Source organism: Pseudomonas sp. PDM19, assembly GCF_014852215.1.
In the GTDB taxonomy this organism is placed as follows: domain Bacteria; phylum Pseudomonadota; class Gammaproteobacteria; order Pseudomonadales; family Pseudomonadaceae; genus Pseudomonas.
The window spans coordinates 681,428-701,702 of the sequence record NZ_JACVBG010000002.1; the positions used below are offsets into that span (position 1 = coordinate 681,428).

General features: G+C 65.8%; 19 protein-coding genes. 13 read left to right on the plus strand and 6 right to left on the minus strand.

The window, feature by feature from the left end; translation table 11 throughout:
• Nucleotides 1-49 precede the first annotated feature (49 nt).
• The 11 genes from IB273_RS11540 (at nucleotide 50) to IB273_RS11590 (ending at nucleotide 9,732) form a co-directional block, all read left to right on the plus strand.
• Nucleotides 50-904, plus strand: a complete 855-nt coding sequence (locus IB273_RS11540; protein WP_081520242.1) for a glycine betaine ABC transporter substrate-binding protein — start codon at nucleotides 50-52, stop codon at nucleotides 902-904.
• 280 nt (nucleotides 905-1,184) lie between these two features.
• Nucleotides 1,185-2,126, plus strand: coding sequence for a hypothetical protein (locus tag IB273_RS11545; protein WP_151187951.1), 942 nt, complete (start codon nucleotides 1,185-1,187; stop codon nucleotides 2,124-2,126).
• A 213-nt stretch (nucleotides 2,127-2,339) separates the two neighbouring features.
• Nucleotides 2,340-2,651 carry a DUF485 domain-containing protein gene (locus IB273_RS11550; RefSeq protein WP_081520244.1) on the plus strand — a complete coding sequence of 104 codons (312 nt, stop codon included), beginning with the start codon at nucleotides 2,340-2,342 and terminating at the stop codon, nucleotides 2,649-2,651.
• A complete protein-coding gene (locus tag IB273_RS11555) occupies nucleotides 2,648-4,303 on the plus strand; it encodes a cation acetate symporter (RefSeq protein ID WP_081520245.1) in 1,656 nt (551 codons plus the stop codon). Before IB273_RS11550 ends, IB273_RS11555 begins: the two co-directional genes overlap by 4 nt.
• A 75-nt stretch (nucleotides 4,304-4,378) precedes the next feature.
• A complete protein-coding gene (locus tag IB273_RS11560) occupies nucleotides 4,379-6,169 on the plus strand; it encodes a DUF294 nucleotidyltransferase-like domain-containing protein (RefSeq protein ID WP_192224113.1) in 1,791 nt (596 codons plus the stop codon).
• Entirely contained in the window at nucleotides 6,166-6,792 is a 627-nt protein-coding gene (locus tag IB273_RS11565; RefSeq protein ID WP_192224114.1) for a 3'-5' exonuclease, read from the plus strand. Before IB273_RS11560 ends, IB273_RS11565 begins: the two co-directional genes overlap by 4 nt.
• A 130-nt stretch (nucleotides 6,793-6,922) precedes the next feature.
• Nucleotides 6,923-7,081: a DUF3309 family protein gene (locus IB273_RS11570; RefSeq protein WP_081520248.1), complete on the plus strand. Its 159-nt coding sequence runs from the start codon at nucleotides 6,923-6,925 to the stop codon at nucleotides 7,079-7,081.
• A 204-nt stretch (nucleotides 7,082-7,285) separates the two neighbouring features.
• Nucleotides 7,286-7,585, plus strand: a complete 300-nt coding sequence (locus IB273_RS11575) for a hypothetical protein (RefSeq protein ID WP_081520249.1) — start codon at nucleotides 7,286-7,288, stop codon at nucleotides 7,583-7,585.
• Between the two features lie 167 nt (nucleotides 7,586-7,752).
• A complete protein-coding gene (locus IB273_RS11580; RefSeq protein WP_045210280.1) occupies nucleotides 7,753-8,565 on the plus strand; it encodes an SDR family oxidoreductase in 813 nt (270 codons plus the stop codon).
• 380 nt (nucleotides 8,566-8,945) lie between these two features.
• The gene (locus IB273_RS11585) at nucleotides 8,946-9,371 is read left to right on the plus strand and encodes a hypothetical protein (RefSeq protein WP_024766159.1); all 426 of its coding nucleotides are present in this window, start codon (nucleotides 8,946-8,948) and stop codon (nucleotides 9,369-9,371) included.
• 31 nt (nucleotides 9,372-9,402) lie between these two features.
• A complete protein-coding gene (locus IB273_RS11590) occupies nucleotides 9,403-9,732 on the plus strand; it encodes a YnfA family protein (protein ID WP_138215220.1) in 330 nt (109 codons plus the stop codon).
• A 118-nt stretch (nucleotides 9,733-9,850) separates the two neighbouring features.
• Here IB273_RS11590 and IB273_RS11595 read toward each other — a convergent pair whose 3' ends face one another.
• The 4 genes from IB273_RS11595 to IB273_RS11610 all read right to left on the minus strand — a co-directional run bounded on the left by IB273_RS11595 (nucleotide 9,851) and on the right by IB273_RS11610 (nucleotide 15,188).
• Nucleotides 9,851-10,081 carry a YheU family protein gene (locus IB273_RS11595; RefSeq protein WP_081520251.1) on the minus strand — a complete coding sequence of 77 codons (231 nt, stop codon included), beginning with the start codon at nucleotides 10,079-10,081 and terminating at the stop codon, nucleotides 9,851-9,853.
• Between the two features lie 73 nt (nucleotides 10,082-10,154).
• Nucleotides 10,155-11,378 (minus strand): osmoprotectant NAGGN system M42 family peptidase, encoded by a 1,224-nt coding sequence (locus IB273_RS11600; protein WP_081520252.1) that lies wholly within the window; start codon nucleotides 11,376-11,378, stop codon nucleotides 10,155-10,157.
• Nucleotides 11,375-13,174, minus strand: coding sequence for an N-acetylglutaminylglutamine synthetase (gene ngg, locus IB273_RS11605; RefSeq protein ID WP_192224115.1), 1,800 nt, complete (start codon nucleotides 13,172-13,174; stop codon nucleotides 11,375-11,377). The genes IB273_RS11600 and ngg overlap by 4 nt, the downstream gene beginning before the upstream one ends.
• Nucleotides 13,175-13,418: 244 nt before the next feature.
• Nucleotides 13,419-15,188, minus strand: coding sequence for an N-acetylglutaminylglutamine amidotransferase (locus tag IB273_RS11610; RefSeq protein WP_192224116.1), 1,770 nt, complete (start codon nucleotides 15,186-15,188; stop codon nucleotides 13,419-13,421).
• Nucleotides 15,189-15,320: 132 nt separating this feature from the next.
• Here IB273_RS11610 and IB273_RS11615 point away from each other — a divergent pair, with 132 nt between their 5' ends.
• A complete protein-coding gene (locus IB273_RS11615; RefSeq protein WP_081520255.1) occupies nucleotides 15,321-15,800 on the plus strand; it encodes a MarR family winged helix-turn-helix transcriptional regulator in 480 nt (159 codons plus the stop codon).
• 16 nt (nucleotides 15,801-15,816) lie between these two features.
• Here the strand turns inward: IB273_RS11615 and IB273_RS11620 are convergent, their stop codons facing one another.
• Nucleotides 15,817-16,566: a sulfite exporter TauE/SafE family protein gene (locus IB273_RS11620; RefSeq protein ID WP_081520256.1), complete on the minus strand. Its 750-nt coding sequence runs from the start codon at nucleotides 16,564-16,566 to the stop codon at nucleotides 15,817-15,819.
• Between the two features lie 55 nt (nucleotides 16,567-16,621).
• Complete coding sequence (gene mnmC / locus IB273_RS11625; RefSeq protein WP_192224117.1) at nucleotides 16,622-18,589, minus strand: bifunctional tRNA (5-methylaminomethyl-2-thiouridine)(34)-methyltransferase MnmD/FAD-dependent 5-carboxymethylaminomethyl-2-thiouridine(34) oxidoreductase MnmC; 1,968 nt, start codon at nucleotides 18,587-18,589, stop codon at nucleotides 16,622-16,624.
• 107 nt (nucleotides 18,590-18,696) lie between these two features.
• On the opposite strand from mnmC, the gene pap reads away from it, so the two are divergent.
• Nucleotides 18,697-20,202, plus strand: coding sequence for a polyphosphate:AMP phosphotransferase (pap, locus tag IB273_RS11630; RefSeq protein WP_192209757.1), 1,506 nt, complete (start codon nucleotides 18,697-18,699; stop codon nucleotides 20,200-20,202).
• The last annotated feature ends 73 nt before the right edge of the window (nucleotides 20,203-20,275 follow it).

Genomic DNA, 20,275 nt, shown 5'->3' on the forward strand with positions numbered 1-20,275 from the left:
ATGCGCCGGGTTCGCCCAGGCGCGCCGATAAAATCACGGGGAGAAAACCATGCGAATGATGCGACGCCTGTTGGGCCTGGGCGCAGGGCTGGTGCTGTCGGCGGCTGCCGGGCTGGCCGGTGCGGCGGCCAAGCCGGAAATCACCATCGGTTACGTGGACGGCTGGTCGGACAGCGTGGCGACCACGCACGTCGCCGCCGAGATCATGCGCGAGAAGCTCGGCTATCAGGTCAAGCTGATGCCAGTCGCCGCCGGGATCATGTGGCAGGGCGTGGCGCGCGGCAAGCTCGACGCCATGCTCTCGGCCTGGCTGCCGGTCACCCACGGCGCCTACTACGAGAAGATGAAGGACAAGGTGGTCAACCTGGGTGTGAACTACCCGGGCGCGAAGATCGGCCTGATCGTGCCGGAGTACGTGAAAGCCAACAGCATCGAAGACCTCAATGCACAGAAGGAAGATTTCGGCGGCCGCATCGTCGGCATCGACGCCGGCGCCGGGGTGATGCTCAAGACCGACCAGGCGATCAAGGACTACGGCCTGGACTACAAGCTGGTGGCCAGTTCCGGCAGCGGCATGATCTCCGAGCTGACCCGCGCGGAGAACGACAAGAAGGCCGTGGCGGTGACCGGCTGGATTCCGCACTGGATGTTCGCCAAGTGGAAACTGAAGTTCCTCGAAGACCCGAAGAAGGTCTATGGCGACGAGGAGCACGTGGATAGCGTGGCGAACCCGGCACTGGAGAAGAAGGCACCGGAAGTCTGGGCCTTCCTGAAGAAGTTCCAGTGGAAGGACGGCCAGGAGATCGGCGAAGTCATGCTGGCCGTGCAGAACGGCGAGAAGCCGGACGTGGCCGCCAAGAAATGGGTCGAGGCGCACCCGGATCGCGTGAAGGAATGGCTGTGATCGCCTAGGTCGCACTCTCGCGCTATATGGGACAATCCCCCGCAGTCATTGCGACTGCGGGGGATTTTCTTTGTGCGCGTCCTTCGCGGTGGCCATGCAGGGGCGGGCGACGCCCGGTTTCCACGGCTGTGGTTCCTGGGGGATAATCGACCTCTTCCATTGACTGGCTCGCGTCGAGCCTCGATCGCTGGTGCAAGTGGTCGGCATCCCGTTGGGCTGTCGGTTCGATGTTGCCCTGCGTCGCTTTCCACGGGTATTGCAGTGCGTGTGTTCTGATCGAGTGAAAATCTTCTTCCTGGGCTGGAAGGCCGAGTACGAGCGGGCGATGATCGAGTCGCTGAAGGACAACTTCGACGTCCGTATCGTCCAGGTGCCCGGCTACGTTCGGCGCATCTATCGGTTGTTCCGATCACTGGGCAAGCGCCTGCCGGTGCCGATGCCGCTGGAATGGCTGGGCCGGAGAGTCAACGCTCGGCATGGTGAACGCCCCGGAGACATCCTGGTCTGCAACGAGGGAGAGCTGCTGCACGGTATCAACGCCGGCATCGCAAGCACCTTCAATGGCCACAAGGTGTTGCTGGTTCGCGACCTGGTGGACCGCCAGTTCATCGATTCGGTGCGCGGCCTCTTCGACCGCGTCTACAGCTTCGATCCCGAGCAGTGTTCTCTGCTGGACGTCGAACGGCTTGACCAGTTCTTCCCCTTCAGTGAGGCGGCGGCGAGGCAGCTGGCAAGCAGTTCGAGCAGCACTGGCACCGGCCGTACCTGCACGTTCCTCGGCCGCGACAAGGGGCGTTCGGCCACCGTACTGGCCATCGCCGAGGCTCTGCGCAAGCAGGGCTGCGAGCTTGATTTCCACATCGTGCGCGACAAGTCCACCCAGGTTGCTTCGCCGTATCACGTCAGCGCCATCTACCCCTACCGCGAAAGCCTGCGGATGACCCTGGGCGCCGACGTGCTGGTGGAGGTCAACCAGACCGGCCAGGCTGGCTACACCCTGCGGGTGCTGGAGACCCTGTTCTTCGGCAAGAAGCTGTTGACCACCAACGCGCGGGTGAAGCAGGAGTCGTTCTACGACCCGGGCCGTTTCTTCATCTGGGGCGTCGATTCGCCGGACGACCTGCCGCGCTTCCTTGAGGCCCGTCCCGCACCGGTGAGCGCCGAAACCCTGTACCGCTACACCCCTGCCGCGATGATGGAGCGTCTGGTGGCCGAGCGCTGACGCCAGCCCCGAATCGCCTGTTCCGATGTAGAAAAATCCCCCGCGAACCTCCGGGTTCGCGGGGGATTTTTTTATTTCACAGCGTCTATTCCGGGCTTGTCCGCGAAGTCTGGCTAAACGCTACGACTAAAGTCGTCTGGAGCCCTTGCAGCGCTCAAATAAATTAGGGATCGACGACATCCGCGTCATCCCCGCTGTGAGGACAAGAACAAAATGAACGACAGCATCTACCAGCGGATTGATACCAATCCGCGCTTCAAAGAGCTGGTGGCCAAGCGCGAGCGCTTCGCCTGGCTGCTCTCCCTGATCATGTTGAGCCTGTACGTGCTCTTCATCCTGCTCATCGCCTTCCAGCCGCAGCTGCTCGGCGCGAAGATCAGTGCCGATTCGTCCGTCACCTGGGGCATCCCCATGGGCGTCGGGCTGATCCTCTCGGCCTTCGTGCTCACCGGCATCTACGTGCGCCGCGCGAACGGCGAATTCGACCGCATGAATCAGGAAATCCTCAAGGAGGCCCAGCAATGAAAGGCCGAATTTCTGCGGCCCTCGCTCTGGCCGCGTTCGCACCTGCACTCTGGGCTGACGCCCTCACCGGCGAGGTACAGCGCCAGCCGCTGAACGTCTCCGCCATCGTCATGTTCGTCGCCTTCGTTGGCCTGACCCTGTGCATCACCTACTGGGCCTCCAAGCGCAGCAAATCCGCCGCCGACTTCTACACCGCCGGCGGCAGCATCACCGGCTTCCAGAACGGTTTGGCAATCGCCGGCGACTACATGTCCGCCGCGTCCTTCCTCGGCATTTCTGCGTTGGTGTTCACCTCCGGCTACGATGGCCTGATCTACTCCATCGGCTTCCTCGTCGGCTGGCCGATCATCCTCTTCCTGATCGCCGAGCGCCTGCGCAACCTGGGCAAGTACACCTTCGCCGACGTTGCGTCCTACCGCCTCAAGCAGAAGGACATCCGCACCCTGTCCGCCTGCGGTTCGCTGGTGGTCGTGGCCTTCTACCTGATCGCGCAGATGGTCGGCGCCGGCAAACTGATCGAACTGCTGTTCGGCCTGAACTACCACGTCGCGGTGGTGCTGGTCGGCATCCTGATGGTGCTCTACGTGCTGTTCGGCGGCATGCTCGCCACCACCTGGGTACAGATCATCAAGGCCGTGCTGCTGCTTTCGGGCGCCACCTTCATGGCGATCATGGTGCTCAAGCACGTCAACTTCGACATCAGCACCCTGTTCTCCGAAGCCATCAAGGTCCATCCCAAAGGCGAGTCCATCATGAGCCCCGGCGGCCTGGTGAAGGACCCGATCTCCGCGTTCTCCCTGGGCTTCGCGCTGATGTTCGGCACCGCCGGCCTGCCGCACATCCTGATGCGCTTCTTCACCGTCAGTGACGCCAAGGAAGCCCGCAAGTCGGTGTTCTTCGCCACTGGCTTCATCGGCTACTTCTACATCCTGACCTTCATCATCGGCTTCGGCGCGATCCTGCTGGTCAGCACCAACCCGGACTTCAAGGACGCCACCGGCGCCCTGCTGGGTGGCAACAACATGGCGGCCGTGCACCTGGCCGATGCCGTCGGCGGCAGCCTGTTCCTGGGCTTCATCTCCGCCGTGGCCTTCGCCACCATCCTCGCGGTGGTTGCCGGCCTGACCCTGGCCGGCGCCTCGGCCGTGTCCCACGACCTGTACGCCAGCGTGCTGAAGGGCGGCAAGGCCAACGAGAAGGATGAACTGCGCGTCTCGAAGATCACCACCGTGTGCCTGGGTGTCGTCGCGATCGTGCTCGGCATCCTGTTCGAGAAGCAGAACATCGCCTTCATGGTCGGCCTGGCCTTCTCCATCGCCGCCAGCTGCAACTTCCCGGTGCTGCTGCTCTCCATGTACTGGAAGAAGCTGACCACCCGCGGCGCGAAGATCGGCGGCTGGATGGGCCTGATCACCGCGGTGGTACTGATGATCCTCGGCCCGACCATCTGGGTGCAGATCCTCGGCCACGAGAAACCCATCTACCCGTTCGAGTACCCGGCGCTGTTCTCCATGGCCGTGGCCTTCATCGGTATCTGGTTCTTCTCCATCACCGACAAGTCGACCGCTGCCGACGAAGAGCGCGCGCGCTTCTTCCCGCAGTTCATCCGTTCGCAGACCGGTCTGGGTGCCAGTGGCGCAGCCGCCCACTGATAGCCTGAGCTAACCTGCCGGGGCCGGGGGTGGAAACACCCCCGGCCCCGCTTTTTTGACAGGGATGGATGACGGATGTCCGACGATTTCAACTTCGCCTCGCCACCCTTCGACCAGCTTCGCCCGCTGGAGCGCGAGCAACTGCGCGACGCGCTGAGCGTGGGCTACTACACGGTCGACGAAGTGCTGCTCGAAGCCGGTGCGCCGGTGCCTTGCCTGTTCGTGCTGATGAAGGGCGTGATCGAGGAGCGCGGCGAAGACGGCAAGCTGTTCGCCCAGTATGGCGCCGAGGACCTGTTCGACGTGCGCGGGCTGTTCTCCGGCAGCAGCAAGCACCGCTACCAGGCGGTGGAAGAGAGCATCGTCTACGAACTGCCGGCGGCGGTGTTCCACCAGTTGTGCACGGACAACCCGCAGTTCGCCCGCTTCTTCCGCGCGGACCTGGCCAGCAAGCGCCAGCTGGAGCGGCGCGACGGGCAGAACCTTGCCGAATTCATCCTGACCCGCATCGCCCCCGAACACCTGCTACCGGCCATCGAAGTCGAGCCCGGCCTGCCGTTGGGCGACGCGGCGCGCCTGCAACTCAGCCGTGGCGCGGACGCGTTGCTGGTGCGCGAGGATGGCGCGCTGGGCATCGTCACCCGCACCGACCTGATGACCGCGCACTTTCGCGACGGCTTCAGCGAGGCGCAACCCATCGGCCCACTGGCGCACCGTCCGCTGAGCCATGTCGAGCTGGGCGATTTCCTCTTCGACGCGATGATCCTCATGACTCGCCAGCGCATCGAACGCGTGGCGGTGTGCGAGGAGGGCAGGGTGGTCGGCCTGCTGCACCTGACCCAGGTGCTCAGCCTGTTCTCCACCCATTCCCACGTGCTGGCGCTGCGCATCGCCCGCGCCGAAAGCGAGGCCGAGCTGCGCGCCGCCGCCGAGACCCTGCACACACTGATCGCGACCCTGGCGGGCAATGGCATCCGCCTGCGCTTCATCATGCAACTGGTCAGCGCGCTCAACGAACAACTGCTTGAGCGCCTGTTCGAACTGCAGGTGCCGCCGGTGCTGCGCGGCCGTTGCTGCCTGCTGGTGATGGGCAGCGAAGGGCGAGCGGAACAGCTGCTCAAGACCGACCAGGACAACGCGCTGATTCTCGATGACGGCCTGCCAGTGGAACAGGGCCTGCTGCTGATGCAGCGCTTCTCCGCCGCGCTGTTGGAGTTCGGTTACCCGCCGTGCCCCGGTGGCGTGATGGCCAGTCGGCCGGAGTGGTGCAAACCCTTGTCCGAGTGGCAACGCGAGTTGCGCGAGCTGCCGTTGCAAGGTCGCCCTGAACAACTGATGCGCCTGTCGATTCTCGCCGATGCCTGGCCAGTGGCTGGCAACCGGAGGCTGTTCGACAGCCTGCGCGACTGCCTGTACGAGCTGGCCGGCGACAGCAGCCGCTGGATGAGCGACCTGGCCCTGCCGGCGCTGCAATTCGATACGCCGCTGACTTTCCTCGGCCAGCTCAAGACCCAGGACGCGCAGCTGGACGTCAAGCGTGGCGGCATCTTCCCCATCGTCCACGGCGCACGCGTGCTGGCCGTGCGCGAAGGGCTGGACGAGCGCGGCACCCTCGGCCGCCTCGCCGCGCTGAAGGCGCTCGGCGTGCTGGACGAGTCGCTGGTCGAGAACCTGAGCGAAGCCTTCGAGCTGTTCCTCCAGCTGCGCCTGCGCCAGCAACTGGAGGGCCAGCGCGATGGCCGCGAACAAGGGCTCGATGTTTCCCGTCTCAGCCGCCACGAGCGCGACCTGCTGCGTTTCGGGCTGCACACGGTGAAGAAGTTCAAGCAGAGCCTGACCCGCCAATTTCACCTGGAGACCCGATGAACGCCTGCGTCGCTGCCCCCGATCCGCACTGGTCCGCCTGGCGCCGCCGCCTCTACTGGTGGCGGCACGATCCGGCGGAGGCGGAAGAGCTGGTATCGCTGGATCTGGAGACCACCAGTCTCGACCCGCGCAAGGCTGACATCCTCAGCATCGGCGCGGTGGTGATCCGGCGTGGCAAGCTGATCCTCGGCGAGCGCCTGGAGTTGCTGGTGGAGCCGCCGCCGTCGCTGGACGGCGAGTCGATTCGCATCCACAAACTGCGTCGTGCCGATCTCGAAGGCCAGTTGCCGCTGGTGGAGGCGTTGCGCCGGGTGCAGGCCTTCATCGGCGAACGGCCGCTGCTGGGCTACTACCTGTCGTTCGACGTCGCGGTGCTGCGCCGGCACTTGCATGAACAGTTCGGCGCGCGGCTGGACAACCCCCGCGTGGAGGTCTCGGAGATCTACCACCGCAAGATGAGCCGGCGCTTTCCCGACCTGCACCTGGACCTGCGCTTCGATACCCTGGCGCGCAATCTGGATATCCCCATCGAAGGACGCCATACCGCCATCGGCGATGCGCGCACCGCCGCGCTGATGTTCCTGCGCCTGCGCAAGGGCTCGCTGCCCCGCGACTTGAGCTGAGCTGAGCTGAGCCTGGCGCACGCAGATTCTTTGAATCTTCCGCGCACCCTCCCGGTCGGACATTACAAGCGCTGGCCAATCGCAACACCGCGAGCCATCGCCCCTCGTCGACTGAAAGAGGAGAGACGATATGGGACTCGGGACCATCCTGTTGATCATCCTGATCTTGATGCTGATCGGCGGCCTGCCGGTCTTCCCCCACTCGCGCAACTGGGGCTACGGCCCGTCCGGTGTGATCGGCGTGGTGCTGATCGTGCTGCTGGTGTTGTTGTTGCTCGGGCGGATCTGAGCCAGTTGCAACCCCTCACCCTGACCCTCTCCGCAAGGGAGAGGGCTGGGGCGAGGTGGGAAACCCTGGCGCCGAGGCGTGGAGAAAAACTGATTCCCTCGGCTTTCGTCACAGCGCCGATACGCCACAGGGTGATTCGTCGCACAGCCCTCGGGGGGCACCTGTACTAACATACTGGGCCTTTGCCATCAGGGAGTCGTAGGGATGCTGGGCGTTGTACTGGTTGTGCTCGGCGTGGTGTGGTTGCTCGTTCAATGCGGACTGGGCCTGCCGCCGCTGGCCGAAGCCATGACCCTGGACCCGGTGGTCAATCCGGATCGTTATTGGCAGTTCGCCTTCCTCGGCCCGGCCCTTCCCGTGGCGCTGGGTGTCTTCATGTTGCGCTACCGCATCAGCGGCTTCGCCCAGTTCAAGCGCGAGCGCATCAACTGCGCCGCCCACCTTCTTGTCTCCGCCGGCATCGCCCTGGTGCTGGGCAAGCTCTGCGTGCTCCTCCAGGCCTGATCGCGCAACCCGCGAAGCGCTAGTGCGCCGGCGGTTTGCCAGGGGCATTCAGCGCCCTGATTTCGCCGCTGATAGCGGAAAGCCTTGGTTACACTTCGGGCCACAGTCGTCGACAGACCCTGTCGATCACCCGTCCCGAACAAGACAAGAAAAGGCAGACCTCCCCTATGCAAAATCGCATCATGATCACCGGCGCCGGTTCCGGCCTCGGACGCGAAATCGCCCTGCGCTGGGCCCGCGAGGGCTGGAAGCTGGCGCTGGCCGACGTCAACGAAGCAGGCCTGCAGGAAACCCTGAAGCTGGTGCGCGAGGCCGGCGGTGACGGCTTCACCCAGCGCTGCGACGTGCGTGACTACAGCCAGCTGACCCAGTTGGCGCAGTCCTGCGAAGAGAAATTCGGCGGCATCGATATCATCGTCAACAACGCCGGCGTCGCTTCCGGCGGCTTCTTCAGCGAACTCTCGCTGGAAGACTGGGACTGGCAGATCTCGATCAACCTGATGGGCGTGGTCAAGGGCTGCAAGGCCTTCCTGCCGCTGCTGGAGAAGAGCAAGGGGCGCATCGTCAACATCGCCTCCATGGCCGCCCTGATGCAGGGCCCGGCGATGAGCAACTACAACGTGGCCAAGGCCGGCGTGGTGGCGCTTTCGGAAAGCCTGCTGGCCGACCTCAGCCTGGTGGACGTGAAGGTCCACGTGGTCTGCCCGTCGTTCTTCCAGACCAACCTGCTGGACTCCTTCCGTGGCCCGAGCCCGGAGATGAAGACCCAGGTCGGCAAGCTGCTGGAAAGCTCGCCCATCAGCGCCGCCGACATCGCCGACTACATCCACCAGGAAGTGGCCCGCGACGTCTTCATGATCCTGCCCCACGAGCAGGGCCGCATGGCCTGGCAGATCAAGCAGCAGAACCCCCAGGCGATCTACGACGAAATGGCGAAAATGGCCGAGAAGATGCAGGCCAAGCGTCGCAGCCTCAGCTGAGAACCTGATTACGATCTGCTGCGCGTCGGCATAACTGCGTTGAGTGCAGCTGAGAAATGCTCATGGACTACGTGTCCACTCCGCTTTCTCAGCTGCCCTCGCCTTGTTCTGCTCTAGCTCGCAAGATCGTAAAGCAGGTTCTGAACAAGGAATTCGCCCCCTTTCGGTGCAATGAAAGAGAGGGCTTGCCCAGGCCGGTGCAAAGGGTTAGTTTTAGTCACCGGCCTGCCTGGCTGATGTACGTTGGACCCCGGTGAAAGCCCCGCTCATTTCGCGGGGCTTTTGCTTTTTCGGGCTACTGCGCAGCTGCGGGGATTCGCGCTTTGCGCGATGCCAGGCCTGTGTTAGAAGGCTTGCGTGTCATTGAAGGAAGAACCCGCTTGCACTGTGAATCCATCGTCTATGGCTGCATCCGCGACTGGCCCGGCGACTCGATGGAGCGCCGCCTGCGCCGCGCCGCCAACCGCAAGGTGCTCGACAGCCTGCCCATGGGCGAAGCCTGGCCGTTCCTTGGCCGCGAGATGTTCAGCCGCTGCGAGACCGAAGGCGCGGGCCTGTACCAGTCCCAGGTAATCCATTTCGGCGCCAGCTACCAGACCATCGAGTACGAGTGGAAACTCTGGGTCGAACAGTTCGAAGCCCTGCTGCGTCGCCTCTACTGGGCCAGCGCGGTGGTGCACCTGGAAACCGAAGTCAACGGCAGCCACACCTTCCGCTGGGAATCCGAGAACGGCTTCCACAGCCCGCGCGAAGGCGAGTTGAAAGTGCGCTGCGCCTGGGAACGCGAGGGCGGCCTGCGCGGCTGACCGGCGCACTTCCCGTCACGGAAAGAGCCCCATGATCAACTACCTCTGGTTCGTCCTCGCCGCGTTCTGCGAGATCGCCGGCTGCTACGCCTTCTACCTCTGGCTGCGCCTGGACAAGAGCGCCCTGTGGATAATTCCCGGCCTGCTGAGCCTGACGGTCTTCGCCCTGCTGCTCACCCGCGTCGAGGCGAACTACGCCGGGCGCGCCTATGCCGCGTACGGTGGCATCTATGTCGCCGCGTCGCTGTTCTGGCTGGCCTTCGTCGAGAAGAGCCGCCCGCTGTGGAGCGACTGGGTGGGCGTGGCGCTGTGCGTGATCGGCGCCAGCGTGGTGCTCCTCGGGCCGCGTCTGGCCCCCTGAGCCGTTAAGCATCCGGCGGATAACGCCCTTGGCGTTATGCGCCCTACGTCGTGCTCCCATCTTGCCGCTGAGCTTCTTCGTAGGATGGGTGGACGTGAGGTGTTCCTGGGCGCGTGCTTCAGTCCTCCAGCCACTCCTTCGGCACTTCGCTTTTCAGCATCAGCTGGCACTGCTGGCTTTCCGGATCGAAGACGATCACCGCCTCGCCGCGCTTGAGTGCATGGCGCGCGCGTTCGACGCGTACGTCCAGCGGCGTGTCGTCGCCGTTGTCGGTGCCTTCGCGGGTGACGAAGTCTTCCAGCAGGTTGTTTAGGGTGTCGGCTTCGATCAGCTCGAAGGGAATCAGCATGGCGGGCTACTCGTGAATCGTGCTCGTGAATCGCAGCGCGGGATTGTAGTCCCGCGCTGCGCTCAGCGCAGCTTCACTTCCTGCTCTTGTCCGAGTCCTTGCCCTTGTCGGACGACCCATCGCCGCTGTCGATCAGGTCGTCCACCGGCGGCACGTGGGTGGTGCTTTCCATGTGCACCGGATGCTCCAGCTGCTTGCTGAAACGCTCCAGCGTGCCTTCGCTGGGTTCCGCATCGCTGTCGAACACCGGTGGGCTGAGCATGTACGCCGTCAGCAGTTTCGCCAGGGCGGCAAGGCTGTCGATGTGGGTGCGCTCGTAGCCGTGGGTGGCGTCGCAACCGAAGGCCAGCAGGGCGGTGCGGATGTCATGGCCGGCGGTGATCGCCGACTGCGCATCGCTGTGGTAGTAGCGGAACAGGTCCCGCCGTACGGCGACCTCATGGCGTTCGCCGAGGCGCAGCAGGTGACGGGAAAGATGGAAGTCGTAGGGCCCGCCGGAGTCCTGCAGGGCCACGCTCACCGCGTGCTCGCTGGAGTTCTGTCCCTCGGCCACCGGGGCGATGTCGATGCCGACGAACTCGCTCACGTCCCAGGGTAGCGCGCCGGCCGCGCCGGAGCCGATTTCCTCGGTGATGGTGAACAGCGGGTGGCAGTCGATGGGCGGCACCTGGCCGCTTTCCACGATGGCCTTGAGCGAAGCCAGCAGCGCGGCGACGCCGGCCTTGTCGTCGAGGTGGCGGGCGCTGATGTGGCCGCTTTCGGTGAATTCCGGCAACGGGTCGAAGGCGACGAAATCACCGATGGCCACGCCCAGCGATTCGCTGTCGGCACGGCTGGCGGTGTAGGTATCCAGGCGCAGCTCGACGTGGTCCCAGCTGATCGGCAGGGTGTCCACGGCGGTATTGAAGGCGTGCCCAGAGGCCATCAGCGGCAGCACGCTGCCACGGAATACGCCGTTCTCGCAGAACACCGTGACGCGGCTGCCCTCGGCGAAGCGGCTCGACCAGCAACCCACCGGCGCCAGTGCCAGGCGGCCGTTGGGCTTGATCTCGCGGACGATCGCGCCAATGGTGTCCAGGTGTGCCGAGACCGCGCGGTCCGGGCTCTTGCGCCGCCCCAGCAGGGTGGCGCGGATGGTCCCACGGCGGGTCATCTCGAAGGGTACGCCGATCTCCTCCAGCCGCTCGGCGACGTAGCGCACGATGGTGTCGGTGAAACCGGTAGGGCTGGGGATGGCGAGCATTTCCAGCAGCACGCGCTGCAGATAGTTCAGGTCCGGTTGTGGCAGTTGGGTCATGCCGGGGCCTCCACGTTGGGGTGTGGCTGGTCACGGTTGTCGCGGTGCAGCAGTTCGCGGCTCAGCGGGAAGAGCAGGTCGACGAAGCGCTCGGCGACGGGTTGTGGCTCATGGTTGGCCAGGCCGGGGCGTTCGTTGGCTTCGATGATCACGTACTCCGCCTGGTCGGCCTCGGTGACCAGCAGGTCGAGGCCGGTGACCGGAATCTCCAGCGCCCGCGCCGCGCGGATGGCGGCGTCGGCCAGTGCCGGGTGCAGGCGCTCGGTGACGTCTTCCAGGGTGCCGCCGGTGTGCAGGTTGGCGGTGCGCCGCACAGCCAGGCGCTGGCCGCTGGGCAGCACGTCGTCGTAGCTGAAGCCGGCGGCGCTCAGGGTGCGTTCGGTTTCGCCGTCCAGCGGGATGCGGCTCTCGCCGCCGGTGGCGGCCTGGCGACGGCGGCTCTGCGCCTCGATCAGCTTGCGGATGCTGTGCCGGCCATCACCGATCACCTCGGCGGGGCGGCGGATGGCGGCGGCCACCACTTCATAACCGATCACCACGATGCGCAGGTCCTGCCCGGGGTGGTAGCTCTCGAGGATCACCCGCGTGTCGAACTGCCTGGCGTGGGCAATGGCTTCCTCGACTTCTTCGGCTGTGCGCAGGTCCACGGCGACGCCCTGGCCCTGTTCGCCGTCCACCGGTTTGACCACCAGCGCGCCGTGCACTTCGAGGAACGCGGCATTCTCCTGCGCGCTGCCCGCCAGGCGTTGCTGCGGCTGGCGCAGGCCGGCGCGGTCGAGGGCTCGGTGGGTGAGGGTCTTGTCCTGGCACAGGCTCATGCTCACGGCGCTGGTGAGGTCGCACAGCGACTCGCGGCAGCGGATGCGCCGGCCGCCCTGGGTGAGCGTGAAGAGGCCGGCGTCGGCGTCCTGCACCTGCACCTCGATGCCGCGCCGATGGGATTCGTCGACGATGATCCTGGCGTAGGGGTTGAGCCCTTCCTCCGGGCCGGGGCCGAGGAACAGCGACTGGTTGATGCCGTTCTTGCACTTCACCGCGAAGGTCGGCAGCTCGCGGAAGCGCAGCTTGCGGTACAGCGACTTGGCCTGTTGGTTGCCGTGCAGAACCGACAGGTCCAGGTATGCAAGCCCCCGGCTCATGAAGTGCTCGATCAGGTGGCGCACCAGCGCTTCGCCAACGCCGGGTCGGCTGGACTGCGGGTCCACCGCCAGGCACCAGAGGCTGGAGCCGCCTTCCGGATCGCGGAAGGCCTTGGCGTGGTTGATGCCCATGACCGTGCCGATCACCGTGCCGGTCTCGGCGTCCTCCGCCAGCCAGTAGGCCGGGCCACCCTGGTGGCGCGGGGTGACGTTGGACGGATCGACCGGCAGCATGCCGCGCGACAGGTACAGGCGGTTGATCGCCGCCCAGTCGTCATCGCTGTGTACGCGGCGGATGCGGAAGCCGCGGAAGGGGCGGCGCGCCGGGCGGTAGTCGGTGAACCACAGGCGCAGCGCATCGGAAGGGTCGAGGAAGAGTTGCTGCGGGGCATGGGCCAGCACCTGCTGCGGCGCGGCCACGTAAAGGGCGATGTCGCGTTCGCCGGGTTGTTCGTTGAGCAGCTCGGCGGCGAGCTTGTCGGGGCTGGAGAAGGTGTGGCCGATCAGCAGGCGACCCCAGCCGCACTGCAGGATCAGCGGGCCGTGGCTTTCCGCGTGATCACCGGCGAAACGCGCCTGCAGCCGCTCGTAGGTCGGTGTCTGGCCGCGTAGCAACCTCTGGTTGTGAGGATGGGGCAGGTTGGAATGGGGTTTCATCTTGCGCTCCCTGATAAGGCTTCTGTCCTGGGCTGAAAGAAAAGGCAACGCCGCACGAGGCGGCGTTGCCGAGCCGAGGGACTGTTGTTGCTTTGCTGCGAGCCGCGCAACCCGAAGGGCCAGCCCGTCTATTGCGCAGCAAGACGTGATGCGTTGGCTGCTGGAACCACCGCACTTCCGCTTCGTGCCGGGCGCTGCGTAATGGGCGGCGCTGGCGTGGCCGCAGCGAAGCATCAACAGTCCCTCATAGGCCTTGTTCCGTCAGCCAGAGGTTGAGGGCCGCCAACTGCCACAACTTGGAACCACGCAGCGGGGTGAGGTCGCTTGCCGGGTCGCTGAGCAGGCGGTCGAACATCGCCGTCTCGAACAGCCCACGGTCCTGGCTCGGGTCCAGCAGCAACTCGCTGACCCAGGCGCGGGTATTGCCTTGCAGGTGCTTGAGGCCCGGTACCGGGAAGTACCCCTTGGGCCGGTCGATCACTTCGCTGGGGATGACCTTGCGCGCGGCCGCCTTGAGCACCTGCTTGCCGCCGTCGCCGAGCTTGAAGCGGGACGGAATGCGCGCCGACAGCTCGGCCACGCGGTAGTCGAGGAACGGCACGCGCGCCTCCAGGCCCCAGGCCATGGTCATGTTGTCCACGCGCTTGACCGGGTCGTCGACCAGCATGATGGTGCTGTCCAGGCGCAGGGCCTTGTCCACCGGATCATCCGCGCCGGCCTGGGCGAAGTGCTCGCGGACGAACTCGCTGGCCACGTCCTCCACCCGCAGGGCTTCGCGCACGGTGTCCAGGTACTCGCCGTGAGTGCGGTCGAAGAAGGCGGCGCGGTAGGCCTGCAGCGGGTCCTTGGCGCCGGCCACCTTCGGGTACCAGTGGTAGCCGGCGAACAGCTCGTCGGCGCCCTGGCCGCTCTGAACTACCTTGCAGTGCCTGGAAACTTCCCGCGAGAGCAGGTAGAAGGCGATGCAGTCGTGGCTGACCATCGGCTCGCTCATGGCGCGGAAGGCTGCCGGCAATTGCGAAATCACTTCGTTCTCGTCGATGCGCAACTGGTGGTGGCGCGTGCCGTAGCGCCTGGCGATCAAGTCGGAGTACTGGAATTCGTCGCCGCGCTCGCCGCCGGCATCCTCGAAACCGATGGAGAAGGTCAACAGGTCCTCGACGCCGGCCTCGTGCAGCAGGCCGACCAGCAGGCTGGAATCCACTCCGCCGGAGAGCAGCACGCCGACTTCGCGGGCGGCACGCTGACGCACGCTCACGGCGTCGCGCAGGCTGCTCAGCAGGCGGTCTTCCCAGTCGTCCAGAGTCAGCTCGCGCTCGTCCGGCAGCGGCCCGTAGTCCAGGGTCCACCAGCGCTGGCGCTCGGTGTGGCCTTCGGCGTCGATGGTCATCCAGGTGGCCGGCGGCAGTTTCTGCACCTCGGCCAGCAGGGTACGCGGCGCGGGGACCACGGCGTGGAAGTTGAGGTAATGGTTGAGCGCCACCGGGTCCAGCGCCGGGTCGATGTCGCCGCCCTTGAGCAGCGCCGGCAGGCTGGAGGCGAAGCGCAGGCGCTTGCCGGTCTGCGACAGGTACAGCGGCTTGATGCCGAGGCGGTCGCGGGCGATGAACAGGCGCCGTTTGTCGCGTTCCCAGATGGCGAAGGCGAACATGCCATTGAGGCGTGGCAATAGTTGTTCACCCCAGGCGTGGTATCCCTTGAGGAGTACTTCGGTGTCGCCTCCGGAAAAGAAGCGGTACCCAAGGGCTTCCAGCTCGCCGCGCAGTTCGGGGTAGTTGTAGATTGCCCCGTTGAACACCAGCGACAGGCCCAGCGAGGTGTCGATCATCGGCTGACCGGATGCTTCGGCCAGGTCCATGATCTTCAGCCGCCGGTGCCCCAGGGCCACCGGCCCTTCGCTGTGGAAGCCCCAGGCATCGGGGCCTCGCGGGGCGAGGTGATGGGTGATGCGTTCGACCGCGGCAAGGTCCGCAGCCTGTTTGTCGAAACGTAACTCTCCTGCTAGTCCGCACATTTCCTTACCGGTTCTCCGTTGGGGATCAAGTGGGTGGCGCCTCATGGACGCCTTAGGGGATGACCCGTCGATCTGGCGAGAGTTCTATCTGATTTCATTGAGAAAAAATGACGGAGCAGCAGGTGGACTGAGATGGCCGAGAGCAAGACTGCGATGCGTAACGCCCACGCACTCTCCATGTTGCAGGCCCTGAGACGGCTGCAGCAGGCGGCGGAAGTGCACTCCAAGAGCCTGGGCCGCGACGGCGAACTGACGCCGCTGCAGCTGCTGATCCTGCAGGTGGTCGAACTGGAGGGGGAGATAACCGCTGGTCAGTTGGCGCGGCAGGTGGCGCTGTCGCAGTCGTCCATTTCCAGCGCGCTGACCCGCCTGGAAAGCAAGGGCCTGCTGACCCGCCGGCGCGACGACGATGACCGCCGCAAGCAGTGGCTGAGCCTGGAAGCGGTCGGGCGCCGAGCGCTCAGGAATGGGCCGACGCTGTTGCCCGAGCACGCACTGGAGCGTTTCGCCGGGCTACCGGAATGGGAGCAGCACGCCATCCTCGCCGGGCTGCTGCGCGCTGCCGAGCTGTTCGAGACGCCGGGAGCCGGCGCCGAGGAAGAAGAGTTCTAATCGCTCTTGAAGGCTGTCAGCTCATCAGTTTCTGCGCGGCCAGCGACAGGCTGACGGCCACCAGCATCAGCGCGAACAGGCGCTGCAGCGTCGCGCCACCCAGGCGCACCGCCAGGCGGTTGCCGAACAGCACGCCGAGCGCACCGCCGGCCGCCAGGCACGCCAGCAAGGGCAGCGGCGGCTGGGCGTGGGTGAGGTAGAGCAGGAAACCGCCACCGGATACCAGCGCGATCACCGCCATGGAGGTGGCTGTCGCCGCCATCATCGACAGCGGTGTGAACCACAGCAGCCCCGGCACGATCAGGAAGCCGCCGCCCACGCCCATCAGGCCGGACAACAAGCCCACCGCCAGGCCGACGCCCAGCAGCGGCCCGTTGCGCATGGGTTTGTCGCAGTTGCGTGGCTGGCTGGAGCCCTGCCACATGCGCCAGGCCGACCACAGCACCAGCAGGCAGAAGCCGACGATCAGCCAGGCGTCGGGCACGTACTTGCCCAGCCACTGGCCGACGGCGTTGCCCGGCCAGCCGGTGATCACCAGCCAGAACAGCGGCTTCCATGCCACCTGGCCCTGCCGTGCGCGCGGCACCGCACCGATGGCGGCAGACAGTGCGACAGCACCGAGGCTGACGCCGATGGCATCGTGCAGTGGCAGGTGCAGGCTGAGCAGCAGGGGCAGCGCCACCAGCGAACCGCCGGCGCCGGTCAGGCCCAGCAGCAGCCCGAGGATCAGGCCGATGGCGGAAGATTCAAGCAGCAGTGCATCCATGTCGGTGGTCCGCTCTGGAAGCTGGTCGCGGCCCTGTCGATGGACCGCGAGGTGTTCAGGAGTTCTTCTGGCCGCGCACGACGTCGCGCAGGAAGAATCGGTTCGGGTGGCAGGCCTCGGCCACGGCGCGCGGCAGGGGCAGCGGTTCGCCGTCGATCCAGGCCGCGAGCAGTTCGCCGGCCAGCGGCGCGGTAACCAGCCCGCGCGAGCCGTGGGCGCTGTTCAGGTACAGGCCGTCGAGCCAGGGGCACGGCGTTTCCGGTACCTGGCGTGCATCCTTGCCGAGCACCGCGTAAGACTGGGCGAAGGCTTCGCGATCCGCCAGCGGGCCCACCAGCGGCAGGTAGTCCGGGGTGGTGCAGCGGAAGGCGGCGCGGCCCTGCAGCGTGGCCGGGTCGAGCTGGGCAATGTGCATCCGAGCGCTCAGGTCTGTGGATATCTCCGCCAGCAGGTCGAGGTTGCCCAAGTGTTCTTCCAATGATGGCTCAGTGTCGTCTCGCTTGAATTCGAAACTGGCGCCCAGGGTGTGCTCGCCGTGACGCGGCGGGGCAACGTAGCCTTCGGCGCAGACCACGGTACTCAGCGCGGCGCTCTCGGCGGTGGCCGGCACGCGGGTGATCTGCCCGCGAATGCGCTTCATCGGCAGCGACTCGGCGCCCGCGAAACGGCGCACTTCGGCGGCGGTGGCGAGGATGGCGATGGGCGCGCTGGCGAGTTCTTCCTCGCCGCTCCAGGCACTCCAGCCTTCGGCTTCGCGTTGCAGGCGGACTTCCTCACCGGTCAGCACGCGGATGTTCGGATGCTGCGCAAGGTGCCGGCACAGCGAAGGTGGGTGCACCCAGCCGCCTTCGGGGTAGAACAGCCCTCCGGCCGGCAGGCCGATGCCGGCGATGGACTCCGCCTCGGCCTTGTCCAGCAGGTGCAGCAGGGTCGCCGGGAAGGCCTCGGTCAGCTTGGCCTGGCGCTGTGTCTCGACGTCATCGAAGCCCAGTTGCAGCACACCGCAATCGGACCATTCCTCGCCTTTCTGCAGACGCTGGATCAGCCGTCGCGTGTGGCCGAAGCCGCTGACGATCAACCGCGACAGCGCAGTCCCGTGGGCGGACAGTTTGAGGTAGAGCACGCCTTGCGGGTTGCCCGAGGCTTCTTCGGCGAGGCCCGCGTGACGCTCGATCAGCGTCACCTTCCAGCCCCGCGCGGCCAGGCTGGCGGCGCTGGCGCAACCGGCCATGCCGCCGCCGATCACCAGTGCTTCGCGCGCACCATTGGATTGGCCAGGCCGGCTGTACCACGGCTTGCCAGCGGGTTGTTCGACACCGAGGAATTCGCCCTGGGACATCTCCCATTTCTTGCCGAAGCCCAGGGTGCGGCGGATCTTGAAGCCGGCCGCGCCCAGCCCGCGGCGGACGAAGCCGGCGCTGGTGAAGGTGGCGATGGTGGTGCCCGGCCCCGAGAGGCGGGCGAGCTGGGCGTAGAGCGCGTCGTTCCACATCTCCGGGTTCTTCGCCGGGGAGAAGCCGTCGAGGAACCAGGCGTCGATGCGTGCGTCCAGTTCGGGCAGGGTGTCCAGCACATCGCCCACCAGCAGGGTCAGCACCACGCGGCCCCCGGCGAAGACCAGGCGCTGGAAACCGGGGTTGATCGCCACGTACTGTTCCAGCAACTGCCCCGACAGGTGCGCCAGCTCCGGCCAGAGGGCGAAGGCGCGGCGCAGGTCGTCCAGCGCCACCGGGTACTTCTCGGTGCTGACGAAGTGCAGCTGCGCATCGCTCGGCGCCTGCTCTTCGAACAGCTGCCAGGCGCAGAGGAAGTTCAGCCCGGTGCCGAAGCCGGTTTCGCCGATGCACAGGCGCCCGCCAGCAGGCAGTGCGGCGAAGCGCTCGGGCAGGCGGTTGCCGTCGATGAACACGTGGTGCGTTTCGGCGATCCCGGAGACGGGAGAGAAATACACGTCGCCGTAGACGCGGGAGGTCGGCTGGCCGTTCTCGTCCCAGTCGATCTGGGCGCTGCTGATGTCTGGCATGTGGGGGCAGGGTTGTGAAACGAAGCCGGCAGTTTAGCCGATCCGCCGCGCAGACAGCCTGCGTCACTTCCGCTACCTTTTACTCACTTCGAGACAAGGAGAGGTGCATGTTCGAATCCGCCGAGATCGGTCATTCCATCGACAAGGAAACCTACGAGAAGGAAGTCGCGGTGCTGCGCGAAGCCCTGCTCGAGGCGCAGTACGAGCTCAAGCAGCAGGCGCGCTTCCCGGTGATCATCCTGATCAACGGCATCGAGGGCGCCGGCAAGGGCGAGACGGTGAAGCTGCTCAACGAGTGGATGGACCCGCGCCTGATCCGGGTGGAAAGCTTCCTCCTGCCCACCGACGAGGAACTCTCGCGGCCGCCGCAGTGGCGCTTCTGGCGCCGCCTGCCGCCCAAGGGCACGACCGGCATCTTCTTCGGCAACTGGTACAGCCAGATGCTTTATGCGCGGGTCACCGGCGAGATCAAGGACAGCCAGCTCGATGGCCTGATCAGCGATGCCGAACGCTTCGAGCGGATGTATTCCGACGAAGGCGCGCTGATCTTCAAGTTCTGGTTCCACCTTTCCAAGAAGCAGCTCAAGGAACGCCTCAAGGCGCTGGAGAACGACCCGACCCGCAGCTGGCAATTGAGCGAGATCGACTGGAAGCAGAACGAGGTCTATGACAAGTTCGTGCGCTACGGCGAGCGCGTGCTGCGCCGCACCAGCCGCGACTATGCGCCCTGGTACGTGGTGGAGGGCTCCGATGAGCGTTACCGCAGCCTGACGGTCGGCCGCACCATCCTCGAAAGCCTGCAGGCCGCGCTCAAGCGCAAGGACCGCCCGACCCCGCAGCCCCATGCCGCGCCGCTGGTTTCCAGCCTGGACAACAAGGGGCTGCTGGATGCACTGGACCTGAGCCTTTCGCTGGACAAGGACCAGTACAAGGAGCAACTGGCCAAGGAACAGGCGCGCCTGGCCACGCTGATGCGCGACAAGCGTTTCCGCAGCCACTCGCTGATCGCCGTGTTCGAAGGCAACGACGCCGCCGGCAAGGGCGGCGCGATCCGCCGCGTGACCGATGCGCTGGACCCACGCCAGTACCGCATCGTGCCCATCGCCGCGCCGACCGAGGAGGAGCGTGCGCAGCCGTATCTGTGGCGCTTCTGGCGGCATATCCCGGCACGCCGGCAGTTCACCATCTTCGATCGTTCCTGGTATGGCCGCGTGCTGGTGGAGCGGGTCGAGGGCTTCGCCTCCGATGCTGACTGGCTGCGTGCCTATGCGGAGATCAACGACTTCGAGGAGCAACTGGCGAACTACAACATCGTGCTGGTGAAGTTCTGGCTGTCCATCGACCAGGAAACCCAGCTGGAGCGCTTCAAGGAGCGCGAGTCGATCCCCTTCAAGCGTTTCAAGATCACCGAGGAAGACTGGCGCAACCGCGACAAGTGGGACCTCTACGTGGATGCGGTGGGCGACATGGTCGACCGCACCAGCACCGAGATCGCGCCCTGGACGCTGGTGGAGGCCAATGACAAGCGCTATGCGCGGGTGAAGGTGCTCAAGACCATCAACGACGCGCTGGAGGCGGCTTACGCCAGTGCGAAGAAGGGCAAGAAGGACTGACGTTTCAGGAGCTTTTTTGTAGAAGCGAGCCAGCCCCGCTCAGTGCTTCCCTGCAGGAGCGGGCCCTGCCCGT

Coding starts and splice junctions, on each gene's coding strand:
- IB273_RS11540 (WP_081520242.1), top strand. CDS start 50: ATGCGAATGATGCGACGCCTGTTGGGCCTGGGCGCAGGGCTGGTGCTG.
- IB273_RS11550 (WP_081520244.1), top strand. CDS start 2,340: ATGAACGACAGCATCTACCAGCGGATTGATACCAATCCGCGCTTCAAA.
- IB273_RS11555 (WP_081520245.1), top strand. CDS start 2,648: ATGAAAGGCCGAATTTCTGCGGCCCTCGCTCTGGCCGCGTTCGCACCT.
- IB273_RS11560 (WP_192224113.1), top strand. CDS start 4,379: ATGTCCGACGATTTCAACTTCGCCTCGCCACCCTTCGACCAGCTTCGC.
- IB273_RS11565 (WP_192224114.1), top strand. CDS start 6,166: ATGAACGCCTGCGTCGCTGCCCCCGATCCGCACTGGTCCGCCTGGCGC.
- IB273_RS11570 (WP_081520248.1), top strand. CDS start 6,923: ATGGGACTCGGGACCATCCTGTTGATCATCCTGATCTTGATGCTGATC.
- IB273_RS11575 (WP_081520249.1), top strand. CDS start 7,286: ATGCTGGGCGTTGTACTGGTTGTGCTCGGCGTGGTGTGGTTGCTCGTT.
- IB273_RS11580 (WP_045210280.1), top strand. CDS start 7,753: ATGCAAAATCGCATCATGATCACCGGCGCCGGTTCCGGCCTCGGACGC.
- IB273_RS11590 (WP_138215220.1), top strand. CDS start 9,403: ATGATCAACTACCTCTGGTTCGTCCTCGCCGCGTTCTGCGAGATCGCC.
- IB273_RS11595 (WP_081520251.1), bottom strand. CDS start 10,081: ATGCTGATTCCCTTCGAGCTGATCGAAGCCGACACCCTAAACAACCTG.
- IB273_RS11600 (WP_081520252.1), bottom strand. CDS start 11,378: ATGACCCAACTGCCACAACCGGACCTGAACTATCTGCAGCGCGTGCTG.
- ngg (WP_192224115.1), bottom strand. CDS start 13,174: ATGAAACCCCATTCCAACCTGCCCCATCCTCACAACCAGAGGTTGCTA.
- IB273_RS11610 (WP_192224116.1), bottom strand. CDS start 15,188: ATGTGCGGACTAGCAGGAGAGTTACGTTTCGACAAACAGGCTGCGGAC.
- IB273_RS11615 (WP_081520255.1), top strand. CDS start 15,321: ATGGCCGAGAGCAAGACTGCGATGCGTAACGCCCACGCACTCTCCATG.
- IB273_RS11620 (WP_081520256.1), bottom strand. CDS start 16,566: ATGGATGCACTGCTGCTTGAATCTTCCGCCATCGGCCTGATCCTCGGG.
- mnmC (WP_192224117.1), bottom strand. CDS start 18,589: ATGCCAGACATCAGCAGCGCCCAGATCGACTGGGACGAGAACGGCCAG.
- pap (WP_192209757.1), top strand. CDS start 18,697: ATGTTCGAATCCGCCGAGATCGGTCATTCCATCGACAAGGAAACCTAC.